Origin of the sequence: Nonomuraea phyllanthi, assembly GCF_006334985.2 — a bacterium.
Classification (GTDB): Bacteria; Actinomycetota; Actinomycetes; order Streptosporangiales; family Streptosporangiaceae; genus Nonomuraea; species Nonomuraea phyllanthi.
On sequence record NZ_VDLX02000004.1, the window covers coordinates 263,455 to 278,835 of the forward strand.

Sequence of the window (15,381 nt, forward strand, 5' to 3'; positions counted from 1 at the left end):
CCAGTCGCCGCGTTCGGGCTCAACAAGCGCATGGCAGACGGGCGTGCGCGATATTGCAAAATTTGTTTCCGGCGGCGCTCCACTCAGAGTTATCGCAAACGTATGGCCGAGCAGGGCAGGGTCGTCCGGGAGGCGATTGCGGTTCCGGAGGGGAATAAATACTGCCCGCGCTGTCGGGAAATCAAGCCGGTAACGGAGTTCGGGCGCAATCGTGCCGAGAAATCCGGCCTCACTGCTTATTGCAAGCCGTGCCATAACGAGGTGATGCAGGAAAATCGCATCAAGAACCATGGCAGTGCTCGCAACTACCATCTGAAGCGCCGCTACGGCATCACCGAGGACGACTTCGAGCGCATGCTCGCCCAGCAGGGCGGGCTCTGCGCCATCTGCCGCGTCGTCCCCGGCACGTTCGTCGACCACAGCCATCGAACCGGTGAGGTCAGGGGCGTTCTCTGTTTCAACTGCAACAACGGGCTCGGTCACTTCGGCGACAACACGGTGCTGCTGGAGTTGGCCGCCCTTTATCTGGACGGCGAGGTGCTCTGGCCGGAGTTCGTGGTCCTTCCCGAGCAGCGGAGGAGCGACGAGGTCGCGCCGTCGCGGACTTATCACCTGACGCAGCGCTATCAGGTGCGGCATGAGGACGTCGAGCGGATGATCTCGGGGCAGCACGGTTTGTGCGTGGTGTGCTGGGATCGGCCGCCGGAGCATGTGGATCATTGTCATCGCACAGGTGACGTGCGATATGCGCTGTGCCTTCCGTGCAACTCCGGGATCGGGCAGTTCAGGGATGATCCGGGGGTGGTGCGGCGGGCGCTTTCGTATGTCGAGGCGACCGTTGTGGACGGTGACGAAATCGAGGTTTCCGAGGAAGAGCTTCAGGAATTGATCCGGGCCGAGGAGGAGCTTCGGGCCGATTTCTATTCGAGGGTGTCGAGGGTGGGCTGATCGTCGTCGGGGAGGGTGTAGTCGACGGCCACGCCCAGGAGGCGGACGGGGCGGTTGAGGTCGAAGCGGTCGAGGATGGTGAGGGCCGTTCGCTCGATCGTGGCCGGGTCGGTGGTGGGTGCGGGGAGTTTTGACTGGCGGGTGCGGGTCAGGAACGGCGTGAAGCGGACCTTGACGGAGACGCGGGCGATGTGGCGGCCGGCCTCGGCGGCGTCGTGGGCGACCCGGGTGGCGAGGGCGGCCACGTGGTGGGCGATGGCGGTCCTGTCGGTGAGGTCGTGCTGGAAGGTGGTCTCGTGGCTGTGGCCGCGGGCGATCCAGGGTGTGGTGACGACTTCGGCTTCGCCCTTGCCGAGGGCGAGGTAGCGGTACCAGGGGCCGTTGGTGGGGCCGAAGTGGCGGGCCAGGTGGGCGGGGTCGGCGGCGGCGAGTTCGGCGACGGTGTGGAGGCCGAGTGCGGCGAGTTTCCTGGCGGTCTTGACGCCGATGCCCCAGAGGGCGTCGGTGGGCCGGTGGTTCATGGTCTCGGCCCAGTTGTCGCCGGTGAGGCGGTGGATCCCGGCGGGTTTGGCGAATGCCGAGGCGAGTTTGGCCTGGTGCTTGTTGTCGCCGATGCCGATGGAGCAGGACAGCTGGGTGCGGGCCTGTACGGCGTGCCGGATGTCGGCGGCGAGGGCCTCGGGGTCGTCGGTGGTGGCGCCGATGAAGGCTTCGTCCCAGCCCCAGATCTCGACGCGGACGGGGAACTCGCGGAGGACGGCCATGACGCGCTCGGAGGCTGCCTCGTAGGCGGGCGGGTCGCTGGGCAGGAAGATCGCGTCGGGGCAGCGTTTGAGCGCGGTGCGGAGCGGCATGCCGGAGTGGACGCCGTGTTCGCGGGCTTCGTAGGTGGCGGTGGCGGCGACGGTGCGGGGCTGGGTGGGGTCTCCTGAGCCGCCGACGACGACGGGTCTGCCGCGTAGTTCGGGGTGGCGCAGGAGCTCGACGGCGGCGATGAACTGGTCGAGGTCGACGTGGAGAATCCAGTCCCTGGTGGACATGGTGTCAAGTATGTCGGGTGGCGGTGCGGGCGGTCCCGGGCCGGGGTGGGGGTCAGGACGTGCGGACGTCTCGACATGCGTATGGCGGCGGGCGTCCGTAATGAAACGATCTGGGCACGGAACGGGGTGGGGAGTGATCGTGTGGGTTCGCCGTGAGCTGATCGTGGGAAGTGCAGACAGCGACGCAACATGAGTAGGGTCGGCCTAGGAACACTGACGTTTGGAGGGAGTCGCGTGGCATCGCACAGGGATCTGCCCGTCGGCTTGGTCAACCAGCTTTTCCGAAACAACGGAAGTTCCTCGTTCACGGAGTTCGTCAGCTCGTATGCGCCTGAGTTGCTGCCGCAGCGGGATGAGGTGCTGGCCACCCCGATCGGCGACCAGGTTCCGCACGCGACCACGATCGTGGCCGCGACCTTCGCCGGTGGCGTGGTCATGGCGGGCGACCGGCGGGCCACGTCGGGCAACATCATCTCCCAGCGTGACGTGGAGAAGGTGTTCAGGGCCGACGACTATTCGTGCATGGGGATCGCGGGCACGGCCAGCACCGGCATCGAGTTCGCCCGGCTGTTCCGTGTGGAGCTGGAGCACTACGAGAAGCTCGAGGGCCGCACGATGTCGGTGAAGGGCAAGGCCAACCGGCTGGCGACCATGATCAGGGGCAATCTCGCGATGGCGATGCAGGGGCTGGTGGTGGTGCCGCTGTTCGCCGCGTACGACGCCGACAAGGACGAGGGCCGCATCTTCAGTTACGACGTGGCGGGCGGGCCTTATGAGCGGGAGAGGTTCGACGCCATCGGGTCCGGCTCGATCTTCGCGCGGGGAGCGCTGAAGAAGCTCTACCGCGACGGCGCGTCCGCGGACGACATGGTGATGATCCTCATCCAGGCGCTCTACGACGCGGCCGACGACGACTCCGCGACGGGCGGCCCCGACGTGACCAGGAGGATCTGGCCCATCGTGTCGGTGATCGACGCCGACGGCTTCCGCCGGCTGAGCGAGGAGCAGGTCTCCGCGTACGTGGAGCAGATGCTCGAAGCCCGCCTGATCTCGCCTGACGGCCCCATCGCCCCGCTGCGCTAGAAAAGGATCACCACCGTGTCCATGCCTTTCGGATATGCGTCCCCTGAGCAGATCATGCGGGACAAGGCCGACTACGCGCGCAAGGGCATCGCGCGGGGCCGCTCCGTCGTCGTGCTGCAGTACGTCGACGGCATCCTGTTCGTCGCGCCCAACCCGTCCAGGGCGCTGCACAAGATCAGCGAGATCTACGACCGCATCGGGTTCGCGGCCGTGGGCCGCTACAACGAGTTCGAGGAGCTGCGGCTCGGCGGCATCCGCTACGCCGACATCAACGGCTACACCTACGACCGCTCCGACGTGACCGGCCGCGGGCTGGCCAATCTCTACGCCTCCAACCTGGGCCGCATCTTCACCGAGTCGATCAAGTCGCTGGAGGTGGAGGTCGTCGTCGCCGAGGTGGGCGAGACGAAGGACGGCGACGCGATCTACCGGCTGACCTTCGACGGGTCGGTGTTCGACGAGCACGGCTTCGCCGCCATGGGCGGGCAGGCCGACGCGGTGGCGACCCGGCTGAAGGAGCGTTACCGCGAGTCGATGACGCTGGCCGACGCGCTGGAGGTGGCGCTGGCGGCGCTGACCGAGCCGGGCGGGGAGCGACCGCCGGTGGCGCAGCTGGAGGTGGCGGTGCTCGACCGTAACCGGGAGCACCGCAAGTTCCTGCGGCTCACGGGTGCCCGCCTGGAGCGTCTGCTGGCGCAGACCTCCACCCCGCCTCAGGCGGCGCCGCCCGCCGAGCCCTCGGAGGGCGGCACCCCGGGCACTCCGCCGCCCACGGGTCCTGAGGGTGACGTGGACGACGGGTCCTCGCCGCTGTAAGGGTTCTCCCGGTCTCGTGCTCTTCAGGGGTCGCTACGGCGGCCCCTGACGGCGTTTCCGGGCCCTTCCGGGGTGGATGTGGGGGTTGTTGGGGTTGCCCGGGTCGGTGAGGCGTTGCGTGAGTTCTGGGGCCTCCGTGGGGTGGTGCCGTGGCGCGGAGTCCGCCGCCGGCGGACCGCGGTAGGCGCCGGCGGAACGACGTGCGTGCCGGAGGAGCGGGGCGCGTGCGGGAAGGGCCGGGGCGCGTGCGGGAGGGGCGGGCTGCGTGCCGGAAGGGCGGTGTGGGGCCGGGGTGGCGTTGGCCTCGGCCGGCGTGTGGCCGGGGTGCGCGGGGTCGGGGTGGCGCGGGGTCGGGCGGTGTGAGCTGTTTCACTGTGGTCGGGGCGAACCTCGCGGCGGAGGCGAGGATCTCAGAGTCCGTGAACACTCCGATGCGTGGCCTCCTGGCGGCCGGTGCCGCCGTGGCCGTGGTGCTGAGCTCAGGCGCGGCGGCGAACGCCGCCACGGCGGCCGCCGCGTACCCCAGGTACAAGGCGCCCAAGCCCTTCGGGACGACCTTCCAGACGGACCCGAAGCATGACTTCACCAAGCACATCCACTCGCGCCACAACGGCATCCTGCGCGGCTGGATCACCTATGTCCACGGCGGCGTGGCCGAGTATCAGCCGATCAAGTGGAGGAAGGGCACCCAGACGGAGGGCTACTTCGTGGGTCAGCCCGAGGGCGATGCCATGGCGTACTCCTCGCCTGTCGCCAAGGACGTGGTCTTCCTGTCCGCGTACGGCTGCAAGACCGCGCTGAGCGGCATGACGGTCAGCAGGAAGACGGGCCTCGGCGCCAAGCGGTGCTCCAGGACGGTGCTGATCAAGCGGTACGGGAGCCAGCGGCGGCCCGCGCTCATCACGGTCTACAAGGGCAGGATCGTCAAGGTTCAGGAGATCTGGACGCCGTGACGGGGGGCCGCGCCTCGCGGGGGCGGGCGCGGGACCAGGCGGGATCAAACGGTCATGAAAGGGGCTTCGAGCGGCGCCGGTGGGAAAACACCTGGAAGATCTCTCCCGCTCGCCGATCCGTGGGCATAGTGTGAGGTGATGGATCGTCGCATCTTCGGGCTGGAGAACGAGTACGGCGTGACCTGCACGTTCAGGGGGCAGCGCAGGCTGTCGCCCGACGAGGTCGCGCGCTACTTGTTCCGGCGGGTCGTGTCCTGGGGCCGATCGAGCAACGTCTTCCTCCGCAACGGCGCACGTCTCTACCTCGACGTGGGCAGCCATCCTGAATACGCAACACCCGAGTGTGACAACGTCATCGAGCTGGTCACTCATGACAAGGCGGGTGAGCGCATACTCGAGGGCCTCCTGGTCGACGCCGAGAAGCGGCTGCGCGAGGAGGGCATCGCAGGTGACATCTACCTGTTCAAGAACAACACGGACTCGGCCGGAAACTCCTACGGCTGCCACGAGAACTACCTGGTGGGCCGGCACGGTGAGTTCGGGCGGCTGGCGGACGTGCTGATCCCGTTCCTGGTGACGCGGCAGATCGTGTGCGGGGCCGGCAAGGTCCTGCAGACGCCGCGCGGCGCCGTCTACTGCGTCTCGCAGCGGGCCGAGCACATCTGGGAGGGCGTGTCCAGCGCCACGACCCGGTCCAGGCCGATCATCAACACGCGCGACGAGCCGCACGCCGACGCCGAGCGGTTCCGCCGCCTGCACGTGATCGTGGGCGACTCCAACATGAGCGAGACCACCATGCTGCTCAAGGTCGGCGCCACCGACCTGGTGCTGCGCATGATCGAGTCGGGCACGGTGATGCGCGACCTGTCGCTGGAAAACCCGATCAGGGCCATCCGCGAGGTCTCCCACGACATGACGGGCCGGCGCAGGGTGCGCCTGGCCAACGGGCGCGAGGCCTCCAGCCTGGAGATCCAGCAGGAATACCTGTCGAAGGCGAAGGACTTCGTCGACCGCCGCGGCGGCGACGCCATCGCGCACCGGGTGCTGGAGCTGTGGGAGCGCACGCTCAACGCGGTCGACACGGGCAATCTCGACCTGGTCTCGCGGGAAATCGACTGGGTGACGAAATACCAGCTCATCGAGCGTTACCGCAAGAAGTACGACCTGCCGCTGTCCTCGCCGCGGGTGGCCCAGCTCGACCTGGCCTACCACGACGTGCACCGCAAGCGGGGCCTGTACTACCTGCTGCAGAAGCGCGGCTCGGTGGAGCGGGTGGCGTCCGACCTGAGGATCTTCGAGGCCAAGTCGGTGCCGCCGCAGACGACCAGGGCACGGCTGCGCGGCGAGTTCATCCGCAAGGCACAGGAGAAGCGCCGCGACTTCACGGTCGACTGGGTGCATCTCAAGCTGAACGACCAGGCACAGCGCACGGTGCTGTGCAAGGACCCGTTCCGCAGCGTGGACGAGCGGGTGGACAAGCTCATAGCCGGGATGTAGGCCGCGGTTTACCTCGGGCGTACCCGAGAGTCGGGTAAGGTGACGCGAATCTGCCGTCTTTTCCGAGGGACACCCATGCGCCGCGCTCTGGCCGTACTGGCCGCCGTGCCTTTGATCTTGTTCGCCGCCGCCTGCGGCTCCGACGACGGCGCCAGCACCAGCGCGTCGTCCACGCCGGGGGCGTCGGCGTTCAAGGTCGGCGGAAATGTGGGCGCCAAGCCCTCGCTGGTCTTCCCGGCCGGCTCGCCCGCCACGACGTCCTCGTACGCGGTGATCCAGCCGGGCGCCGGCAACGGGGTCAAGGCGGGCGACCGCGTGATCGTCAATCTGACCGTCTACAACTGGGACGGCAAGGACAACGCCGTCCAGGGCTCCTCGTACGACACCAAGCGGCCGGAGACGATCGCGGTCGACGAGCAGATCCCGCAGGTGCTGCAGGAGGGCTTCACCAAGGTCAAGAACGGCGGGCGGCTGCTGGCCGTGCTGGCCAACGACGCCGCCGCCCCCGCGACGCCGGCCGACTCGACCAAGGTGTTCGTGTTCGACGTGGTCGGCACCCAGCCGCCGCCGCTGAAGGCGGCCACGGGCAAGGAGACCAAGGAGAGCCTCAAGGGCGTCAAGGTCGTGAACCCGGGCGGTGAGAAGGCCCCCACGCTGACCACCAAGACGGACGAGAAGCCGTCGGACAAGCTGGTCGTCAAGACGTTGATCGAGGGCACCGGGCCGAAGGTGCAGCCCAGCCAGACGCTCACCGTGCACTACACGGGCAAGATCTGGGGCTCCGACAAGCAGTTCGACTCCAGCTGGGAGCGGGGCGAGCCGGCCGAGTTCCCGCTGGCGCAGGTCATCCAGGGCTGGCAGCAGGGCCTGGCCGGGGTGCCGGTCGGCAGCCGGGTCGTGATGAGCATCCCGCCGGACCTGGGCTACGGCGACCAGGAGCAGCAGGGCATTCCCGCCAAGAGCACCCTGGTGTTCGTGGTGGACGTGCTGGCCGCCTACTGACGTCCGGGCGCGGTGAGGCGGTAGCATCGCCAGGCCCAGCCCCGGCCGTCCGGGAGGTCCGATGCTCCGCCGCCGCACCGCAGCGCTGCTGCCGGCCCTCGTGCTGCTGCTGGTCGGCTGCGCGGGCGGCGGCGCCGACGTGGCGTCGAGCTCCTCGGCCACGGCCATGCTGTCCCCGGCGGCCGGCCTCTGGGCGGCAGGCGGGGGCGACACGGCGGCGGCCGGTCATGGACTGACCGCCGGGTGGCGGGCGGCGGGTGGATCGGCGGCGCGGGGGCCGGCGGTGCGCGGGCCGTTCGGGGCCAGGCCGGCGATCTCCTTCCCCGGCGGCGCGCCCGCGACCTGGCTCCAGGTGGACGAGCCGGTCGCCGGGCAGGGCGCGCCTCTCGAGACGGGCGACACGGCGATCGTCCAGTACACCGGGCACGTCTGGGACGGCCGCGGCAACCCCCTGATCGACTCCACCTTCACCCGGGGCACCCCGGCCGCGCTGACGGTCGGAGCGGGCCTCGGCACGGCGCTGCGGGGGCACCGGGTCGGCAGCAGGGTCGTCGCCGCCGCCCCGGAATCGTATGCGTACGGTACGCGCCCGCCCCGAGGCGTCGAGCGCGGCGCCGAACTGCTCTACGTCGTCGACGTCCTCGGCGCCCACCACAAGGATGCCTCCGTCGAGGCGGGCGGCGGCTCGCTCGCCGGGGTCCGCGTCACCGGCGGCGCCCCGCCCGTGCTGTCGGTGCCCGCGGGCGCGCCGCCCGCCGAGTTCGCGGTCAAGGTGCTGGCCAGGGGTGCGGGGCGCGGCACGCAGGCGGGGCGGCTCGTGGTCGTCCAGTACGAGGCCGCGGTCTGGCGCCGCCGCCAGGTCTTCGACGCCACCTGGGGGGCGGACGGGCCCAGGACGTTCCGGATCGGCGACGGCAGCATGATCAAGGCGTGGGAGCGGGGGCTGGTGGGCGTCCCGGTCGGCAGCCGGGTGCTGATGGTCGTGCCGCCCTCCTACGGGTACGGGGCCGCGGGCGACCCCGCCCATGGGATCACGGGCTCCGACACGCTGGTCTTCGTCGTGGACGTCATTGCGGCCTACTGAGAGCGTGGCACGCCATCCGGGGGCCGCACGCACCCATCTCCCCGGCTCCCATGCGCCACGCCTTGGCTCCGCCCGCTCCTGGCCCCTACGTCCGGGCGCTGTCGCGCGGCTGCGGGGCCGCCTACGAGGGGGCGTGTGCGCGGGCGGCTTGATGGTGGCGCTCGGGATCCCGCGCTCGCGGGAGTAGTGGGACGTCGGCGCGTACGGGATGCGCCGTGCTCGTGCGAGGAGCAGGAGGGCGGCGCGCACAGGAGACATTGTGCGCGTGCCAGGAACCGTGGGGGCACGGGGAGCAAGCAAGGGCTGGGCGCTCGTAGACTCCCGCTGTGAGTAGCGACGACCTCGACGCGCTGGCCCTGCTGCACGACCCCGTCCGCCGCAGCCTGTACGCGGCCGTGGCCGCCGGAGGCGGCGACGTGGGCAGGGGAGAGGCGGCCGAGGCGGCGGGCGTGTCCAGGACGCTGGCCGGCCACCACCTCGACAAGCTGGTCGAGGCCGGCCTGCTGGAGAGCGGTTTTCGCGCGCAGGAGAAGAAGGGCCCGGGCAGCGGCCGCCCGGCGAAGGTGTATCGGAGGGCCAGGGGCGAGCGGTCGGTGAGCCTGCCGCCGCGCGACTACGCCACCCTCGCCTCCGTCCTGGCCGGCGTTGTCGATGCCCTCGGGGCCGAGGAGCAGGCCGAGCGGGCCGCGCGGGAGGCGGGCGTCACGATGGGCGGGCGGCACGCCGGGGAGCCGGTCGAGGAGGTGCTGGGGGCGCGCGGCTACGAGCCGTACGAGGAGGGCGGCGCGGTACGCCTGCGCAACTGCCCCTTCCACGTGCTGGCTGAGGAGCGGCCGCTGTTGGTGTGCTCCATGAACCTGGCCCTGTGCCAGGGGCTGCTGGAAGGGCTCGGCGACGACCCCGGGCGGGCCAGGCTCGACGCGCGGCCGGGGGAGTGCTGCGTCGCCCTTTCTAAAACAAATAAAGATTGACATAGAAGTGGGAGTGGTGGTGTGCTGAGCGTCATGCATCTCGCCCAGCTGAACATCGCCCACATGCGCGCGCCCGTCGACAGCCCCGAGCTCGCCGAGTTCGTCGCCCTCCTGGAGCCCATCAACACGATCGCCGACGAGGCGCCCGGCTTCGTGTGGCGGCTGAAGGAGAGCGAGGAGGACCCCACCGCCACCGTCGTGCACGAGTACGGCGACCACCTGCTGATCAACTTCTCGGTGTGGGAGTCGCGGGAGACCCTGTGGAACTACGTCTACCGCAGCCCCCACCTGGGCGTGCTGCGCCGGCGCAGGGAGTGGTTCCTGCGCATGGCGGAGCCGTACATCGTCATGTGGTGGGTCCCCGAAGGGCACATCCCGTCGCTGGCGGAGGGCATGCGGCGGCTGGAACGCCTCAAGGCCGACGGGCCTGGCCCCGAGGCGTTCACGTTCAACGCCTTCTACGACAGCAGTGAGGCCGTCAGCCTGCCCGCCGCCGCCGAGGCCAGGAAGTAGGGCAGGTCCTCCTCCAGACCCCTGCCCATCGTCGAGAGCCGCACGGGGGACTCGCGCAGCGCCTCGTGCAGGCCGTCCACCGGCACCGGCACCAGCCGGTGCCGCACGGCCAGCAGCTCCGCCTGATCCCTGACCCGCTCGCCGAACTCGCCTGGCAGCATCGGCACCGGCACGTCGGCGGGTGCCAGCGCGACCCGGCCGTAGGCGGTCAGCGAGTGGTGCGAGATCCCGTAGTGCCGCTCGCGCCGGTCGCCCTCGCTGACCCGCAGCGCCGCCACGGGCCGCCCCAGCAGCACGCCCGCCGCATTCACCGCCTCGCCCGCGGACACGCCGGAGAAGCCCCACCGGGTGCCCGTGCCCAGGTTGCCGGGGCCCTGCGCGACGATCGCGACCTCGGACCCGAGGACGTGCCTGGCCGCCAGCAGCCCCGTGTGGACCGTGACCGCCTCCACGTCCCCGCCGAACGACTGCCCGACCGTCACCACCCCGGCCAGCAGGCCGATCTCCCGCAGCCGGGCCGCCGCCATCGAGAACCACGCGGGCAGCGCGCCGCCGTCCTGCATCACGTACGTCACCCGCGTGCCGGGCCGGTCGGCGTACAGGCCGCACAGGATCGCCGGCAGCGCCGAGTGCAGGTCGGCGACCACCACCGGCATCCCGTCGATCGAGTCCGCCTCGCGCAACGTCTCGTGATGAGGGGAGTCCTGCTCGTCGGCGCCGAGCACCGTGGCCTGCAGCGGCGTGTAGCGCGCCTTCACCAGGTGCCCGGGGCCGGTGGGATCTTGCGGCAAACGGTTCGGGACGGCCACCACCATGGCGTAACCTCCCGTACCGAGACCCATCGCGAGCGCGGTCGTGTTGAGCAGTACCTCGTCACCGGGTTCCGGGCGGCCCACCAACGGCGGATACGCCAGTGCCCGGCACTCCCCCTCGGGGACGGAGACGTCCAGCTCCACCGCTCCCGGCCACTCGCGCCGGATCCGTACAACCTCGCCCTTGCGCCATCTGATCACGGGGGCAGGGTAGCGTCGATGCAGGAGGAGTGAGCAGATGTCGCGCCGGAAGACAGAACGGTTGCTCAATCTGGTGATCTGCCTGCTCGCCACGCGGCGGCCGCTGTCGGCCGAGCAGATCCGCCAGGCCGTCCCCGGCTACGACCGCGATGGCGACGAGGCGTTCCAGCGCATGTTCGAGCGCGACAAGAACGAGCTGCGCGAGATCGGGATCCCCATCGACGTCGTGCGCGACCCGTGGGAGGACGAGCCGGGCTACCGGATCGAGCGCGAGTCGTACGAGCTGCCCGAGATCACGCTGGAGCCCGACGAGGCCGCCGTGCTGGGCCTGGCCGCGCAGATGTGGCAGCGGGCCAGCCTGGCCGAGGCCGCCTCGGGGGCGCTGCTGAAGCTGCGCGCCGGCGGCGTGGCCACCGCCAGGCCCGTCGGGCCCTCCATCGGCGGCGGAGCGCTGGAGCTGCGGGTCGACACCCGCGACCCGGCCTTCCCCGCGCTGTGGGAGGCGGTGCGCGACCGGCGCGCGGTGCGCTTCGACTACAGGAGCGCCGGCAGCGAGAGCGTGCGCGCCCGCACCGTGGAGCCGTGGGGCGTGGTCAGCCGCAACGGCCGCTGGTACCTCGCGGGCTTCGACCGCGGCAGGGACGCGCCGCGGGCCTTCCGGCTCAGCCGGATCACCGGCCAGGTCACCGTCCTGGGCAGGGCGCGGGCGTTCGAGGTGCCGCCCGGCGTCGACCTGCGGGCCATGGTCGGCTTCCCCGACGAGCCGGCCGAGGAGCGGGTCGCCGTGCTGCGCGTGCGCAGGGGGGCGTGCGAGGGGCTGCGCCAGCTCGCGCGGGCCGTACGCGAGAGCGACGGCGGATGGGACGAGGCCGAGCTGGTCTTCTCCGACGCCGAGCGGCTGGCCGGCTGGATGGCCAGCCTCGCCGCCGACGTGGAGGTCGTCGGGCCGCCTGACGCCCGCGAGGCCGTCATCCGCCGGTTGAAGGGGACGCTGGCATGAGAGGGGACGCCGGCACGGGCGTCCGCCCGGTGAAGGGGGACGCAGGCGTGAGCGTCCGCCGGGTGAAGGGGGACGCAGGCGTGCCCGTCCGCCACGTGAAGGGGGAGGCCGGTATGAGCCGGCGAAGCGAACGAGGGGAGAGCCCATGAGCGGGTCCGCCGACCGGCTGCCGAGGCTGCTGGCGCTGGTGCCGTACCTGATGTCCCATCCCGGGGCGCAGGTCGGCGAGGTGGCCGCGGTGTTCGGGCTGAGCGAGAAGCAGCTCATCGACGACCTGCAGCTCGTGTGGATGTGCGGCCTGCCCGGCCACACGCCCGGCGACCTCATCGACGTCTCCTGGGACGGCGGCGAGATCCTCATCGACAACGCCGAGACCATCGCCAGGCCGCTGCGGCTCGGCATCGACGAGGCCAGCGCGCTGCTGGTCGCGCTGCGCATGCTGGCCGCCACCCCCGAGCTCGCCGAGGTGCGCGGCGACGCGCTCTCCCGCGTGACCGCGAAGCTCGAACGGGCCGCGGGCGAGGGCGCCGCCACGGTCAGCGGCCGGCTCGCGGTGGACGTGGACGCCGCGCCCGACGCGCTGCCGCGCGTGCGCGAGGGGCTGACCAGGGGGCGGCGGCTGTCGCTGCGCTACTACGTGCCCGGCCGCGACCAGGTGACGCCGCGCGAGGTCGACCCCATGCGGGTCGTGGTCGTCGACGGCCGCACCTACCTGGAGGGATGGTGCTACCGGGCCGAGGCGATGCGGCTGTTCAGGCTGGATCGCATGCTCGGGGTGGAGGTGCTCGACGTGCCGGCCGACCCGCCGGAGGAGGCCGAGCCCATCGACGTCACCGGGGGCGTCTTCCGGCCCTCGCCGACCGACGAGCTGGTCGAGCTGGAGCTGAGCGCCGCCGGGCGGTGGGTGGCCGAGTACTACCCGTGCGAGCAGGTCACCGAGCTGGGCGAGGGGCGGCTGCGGGTGTCGCTGCGGGCCCGCGACGAGGACTGGATCGTCAAGCTGGCGCTGCGCCTGGGCGACACCGGCCGGATCGTCTCACCCCCCGAGATGGCCGAGACCGTACGGCGGGAGGCCGAGCGCGCCCTGGCCCTGTACGCTCACGGATCATGACGTGGATCTACGTGTCGATCGGGCTCGGCGTGGGCGGGCTGGCCGTGCTGGCGGTCACCGGCGCCCGCGTCGTGGCCGCCGCGCGAGGGTTGAACAGGCAGATCGCTCAAGTTCATGCGCAATTCAGTACGAAAGAGGACGCCAGGGGATGAGGCAGCGGCCTCGGCAGCGTACGATCGGACCAAGCACAGCACTTCGCTCACCATGAAGGACGTCACATGAACTTGGGAGCTCCAGAGATCATCCTGATCTTGGTGGCCTTGGTCCTGCTCTTCGGTGCCAACAAGCTGCCGGCCCTCGCCCGTGGCGTCGGCCGGTCCCTGCGCATCTTCAAGGCGGAGACCAGCAAGCTTAACGACGACGACGATCAGGACAAGCCGACGGTGGTGCAGGCCCAGGCGCAGCCGCAGCCGGCGCCGGCCCCGCCGCAGCAGATCCCGCAGGCCGCGCCCGAGCTGTCCGCCGAGGAGCAGGCCCGTCTGCTGGAGGAGCAGGCCGCCCGGCTGCGTGCCGGCGCTCAGGCCGACAAGCGCCCCTGACCCCCCACCCCCTCGTCCCCAGGACTGGTAGATGGCGTTGCTGAAACGGTCGGGATCCAAATCGCAGCGGGATCCCGAGGGGCGGATGCCGCTCATGGAGCACCTGCGTGAGCTGCGTAACCGGCTGCTCATCGCGTTCGCCGCCGTGGCGGTGGGCCTCATCGTCGGGTGGATCGTCTTCCCGCCGGTGTGGGAGCTGCTCAAGGAGCCCTACTGCTCCACCGTCCAATCACGGCAGCTCACCGGGAGCTGCAGCCTGACCTACAACGGCATCTTCTCGTCGTTCTTCATCACGCTGAAGGTCTCGTTGATGGTCGGCCTGGTGGTGGCGTCTCCGGTCTGGCTCCACCAGATCTGGTCGTTCGTGACGCCTGCCCTCTACCGCAGCGAGAAGCGCTACTCGCTGGCCTTCCTCGGGCTGGCCATCCCGCTGTTCGTGCTGGGCGCGCTGGTGTCCTACTTCATCATGGACACCGCGCTGGGGTTCCTGCTGAGCTTCTCGCTCGAGGACACCGTCGCCACCATCTCGATCGACGACTACCTCAACTACGTCCTGATCATGCTGGTGATCTTCGGGGTGTCGTTCGAGCTGCCGCTGCTGCTGGCGTTCCTCAACGTCATCGGGGTGCTGTCGCACGCCACCGTGGCCAAGCACCGGCGGCTGGTCATCTTCCTGATGTTCGTCTTCGGCGCCATCGTCACGCCGGGCGGCGACCCGCTCACCATGATGGCGCTGGCCGCGCCCATGATCGTGCTGTTCCTGGCGGCCGAGCTGTTCATGTTCGTGCGGGAGAAGCGCCGGCCTGCGAGCGAGTTCGGCGACCTGTCCGACGACGAGGCGTCGCCGCTGGAGGAGCCGTCCCCCGAAGAGGATGCCGATCCCACCGATAGGCGATAAGTTCCGGGCGTGTCCCCTCGACTCGCCCTGCTCGTCAACCCCGCCGCCCGCGGCGGCCGCACGCTGCGCCTGCTGGAGCCCGTGGCGCGGCGGCTGCGCGCCGGCGGGGCGGACCTGTCGGTGATCGTCGGCGCCGACGCGGCCGACGCGCTCGAACGCGCCCGCGCGGCCGTGGCCGGGCGCCCCGACGCGCTCGTGGCCTTCGGCGGCGACGGGCTGGTGCACCTGGCCGTGCAGGCCGTGGCCGGCACCGGCGTGCCGCTCGGCGTCGTCCCGGCCGGCACCGGCAACGACATCGCCTCCGCGCTGGGCCTGCCCTGCGACGACCCGCTCGCCGCCGCCCGCACGGTGCTGCGCATGAGGCCGCGCCCGGTCGACGCCGCCCTGATCGAGGCGGGGCCGCGCGAGGAGTTCTTCGCGGGAGTGATGTGCTGCGGCTTCGACTCGCGGGTCAACGAGCGGGCCAACCGGCTCACCTGGCCGCCCGGCATGGCGCGCTACCTGGTGGCGATGGCGCAGGAGCTGCGCGCCTTCCGGCCCATCCCGTTCCGGGTGACGCTGGACGGCGAGGTCGTCGAGCGGGAGGCGATGCTGGTGGCCGTGGGCAACACCCGCTCGTACGGCGCCGGCATGCGGGTGTGCCCGGACGCGCGACCCGACGACGGGCTGCTGGACGTGATGATGCTGGGCGCGGTGTCGAAGGCCGAGTTCCTGCGGGTGTTCCCGAGCGTCTACCGGGGCACGCACGTGGGGCACCGGGCGGTGTCGCTGCGGCGGGCCCGCAGCGTCCGGCTGGAGGCCCCGGACGTGGTCGCCTACGCCGACGGCGAGCGCGTCGGCCCCGCCCCGGTGCGGTGCGAGATCCGTCCGGGCGCGCTGCGCGTCCTCGTTTGAGATCTACTTTGTAAAGGCG

17 protein-coding genes are annotated in these 15,381 nt (G+C 70.9%); 15 read left to right on the forward strand and 2 right to left on the reverse strand.

Features of this window, described 5'->3' with window-relative positions; genetic code table 11:
* Window positions 1–102: 102 nt before the first annotated feature.
* Window positions 103–948, forward strand: coding sequence for an endonuclease domain-containing protein (locus FH608_RS12705; RefSeq protein ID WP_193318375.1), 846 nt, complete (start codon window positions 103–105; stop codon window positions 946–948).
* On the opposite strand, the gene FH608_RS12710 is transcribed toward FH608_RS12705, so the two are convergent.
* Window positions 921–1,988, reverse strand: a complete 1,068-nt coding sequence (locus FH608_RS12710) for a DNA polymerase IV (protein WP_139630667.1) — start codon at window positions 1,986–1,988, stop codon at window positions 921–923. The genes FH608_RS12705 and FH608_RS12710 overlap by 28 nt on opposite strands.
* Before the next feature lie 234 nt (window positions 1,989–2,222).
* Here FH608_RS12710 and prcB point away from each other — a divergent pair, with 234 nt between their 5' ends.
* The 8 genes from prcB (at window position 2,223) to FH608_RS12750 (ending at window position 9,907) form a co-directional block, all read left to right on the forward strand.
* Window positions 2,223–3,071 carry a proteasome subunit beta gene (gene prcB, locus FH608_RS12715; RefSeq protein ID WP_139630668.1) on the forward strand — a complete coding sequence of 283 codons (849 nt, stop codon included), beginning with the start codon at window positions 2,223–2,225 and terminating at the stop codon, window positions 3,069–3,071.
* 21 nt (window positions 3,072–3,092) lie between these two features.
* The gene (prcA, locus tag FH608_RS12720; protein ID WP_139630972.1) at window positions 3,093–3,887 is read left to right on the forward strand and encodes a proteasome subunit alpha; all 795 of its coding nucleotides are present in this window, start codon (window positions 3,093–3,095) and stop codon (window positions 3,885–3,887) included.
* Between the two features lie 419 nt (window positions 3,888–4,306).
* Entirely contained in the window at window positions 4,307–4,840 is a 534-nt protein-coding gene (locus FH608_RS12725) for a hypothetical protein (protein WP_226899394.1), read from the forward strand.
* Window positions 4,841–4,978: 138 nt separating this feature from the next.
* On the forward strand, window positions 4,979–6,337 hold the full coding sequence (gene pafA, locus FH608_RS12730) for a Pup--protein ligase (protein ID WP_139630669.1): 1,359 nt from the start codon (window positions 4,979–4,981) through the stop codon (window positions 6,335–6,337).
* Window positions 6,338–6,442: 105 nt separating this feature from the next.
* Window positions 6,443–7,339 (forward strand): FKBP-type peptidyl-prolyl cis-trans isomerase, encoded by an 897-nt coding sequence (locus FH608_RS12735; protein ID WP_226899396.1) that lies wholly within the window; start codon window positions 6,443–6,445, stop codon window positions 7,337–7,339.
* 61 nt (window positions 7,340–7,400) lie between these two features.
* On the forward strand, window positions 7,401–8,423 hold the full coding sequence (locus FH608_RS12740) for an FKBP-type peptidyl-prolyl cis-trans isomerase (RefSeq protein ID WP_139630671.1): 1,023 nt from the start codon (window positions 7,401–7,403) through the stop codon (window positions 8,421–8,423).
* 326 nt (window positions 8,424–8,749) lie between these two features.
* A complete protein-coding gene (locus FH608_RS12745; protein ID WP_139630672.1) occupies window positions 8,750–9,394 on the forward strand; it encodes a helix-turn-helix transcriptional regulator in 645 nt (214 codons plus the stop codon).
* A gap of 21 nt (window positions 9,395–9,415) precedes the next feature.
* Window positions 9,416–9,907, forward strand: coding sequence for a DUF3291 domain-containing protein (locus FH608_RS12750; protein ID WP_139630673.1), 492 nt, complete (start codon window positions 9,416–9,418; stop codon window positions 9,905–9,907).
* Here FH608_RS12750 and FH608_RS12755 read toward each other — a convergent pair.
* Window positions 9,853–10,920 carry a DUF3866 family protein gene (locus FH608_RS12755; protein WP_139630674.1) on the reverse strand — a complete coding sequence of 356 codons (1,068 nt, stop codon included), beginning with the start codon at window positions 10,918–10,920 and terminating at the stop codon, window positions 9,853–9,855. The genes FH608_RS12750 and FH608_RS12755 overlap by 55 nt on opposite strands.
* A 37-nt stretch (window positions 10,921–10,957) precedes the next feature.
* On the opposite strand from FH608_RS12755, the gene FH608_RS12760 reads away from it, so the two are divergent.
* The 6 genes from FH608_RS12760 to FH608_RS12780 all read left to right on the forward strand — a co-directional run bounded on the left by FH608_RS12760 (window position 10,958) and on the right by FH608_RS12780 (window position 15,362).
* The gene (locus FH608_RS12760) at window positions 10,958–11,920 is read left to right on the forward strand and encodes a helix-turn-helix transcriptional regulator (protein WP_139630675.1); all 963 of its coding nucleotides are present in this window, start codon (window positions 10,958–10,960) and stop codon (window positions 11,918–11,920) included.
* A gap of 145 nt (window positions 11,921–12,065) precedes the next feature.
* Window positions 12,066–13,031 carry a helix-turn-helix transcriptional regulator gene (locus FH608_RS12765; protein WP_139630676.1) on the forward strand — a complete coding sequence of 322 codons (966 nt, stop codon included), beginning with the start codon at window positions 12,066–12,068 and terminating at the stop codon, window positions 13,029–13,031.
* Window positions 13,028–13,183: a hypothetical protein gene (locus tag FH608_RS51415; RefSeq protein ID WP_193318376.1), complete on the forward strand. Its 156-nt coding sequence runs from the start codon at window positions 13,028–13,030 to the stop codon at window positions 13,181–13,183. The genes FH608_RS12765 and FH608_RS51415 overlap by 4 nt, the downstream gene beginning before the upstream one ends.
* A gap of 66 nt (window positions 13,184–13,249) precedes the next feature.
* Complete coding sequence (gene tatA / locus FH608_RS12770) at window positions 13,250–13,570, forward strand: Sec-independent protein translocase subunit TatA (protein WP_139630677.1); 321 nt, start codon at window positions 13,250–13,252, stop codon at window positions 13,568–13,570.
* 31 nt (window positions 13,571–13,601) lie between these two features.
* Window positions 13,602–14,468 carry a twin-arginine translocase subunit TatC gene (gene tatC, locus FH608_RS12775; RefSeq protein ID WP_139630678.1) on the forward strand — a complete coding sequence of 289 codons (867 nt, stop codon included), beginning with the start codon at window positions 13,602–13,604 and terminating at the stop codon, window positions 14,466–14,468.
* Between the two features lie 9 nt (window positions 14,469–14,477).
* Window positions 14,478–15,362: a diacylglycerol/lipid kinase family protein gene (locus FH608_RS12780; protein ID WP_139630679.1), complete on the forward strand. Its 885-nt coding sequence runs from the start codon at window positions 14,478–14,480 to the stop codon at window positions 15,360–15,362.
* Window positions 15,363–15,381 lie beyond the last annotated feature (19 nt).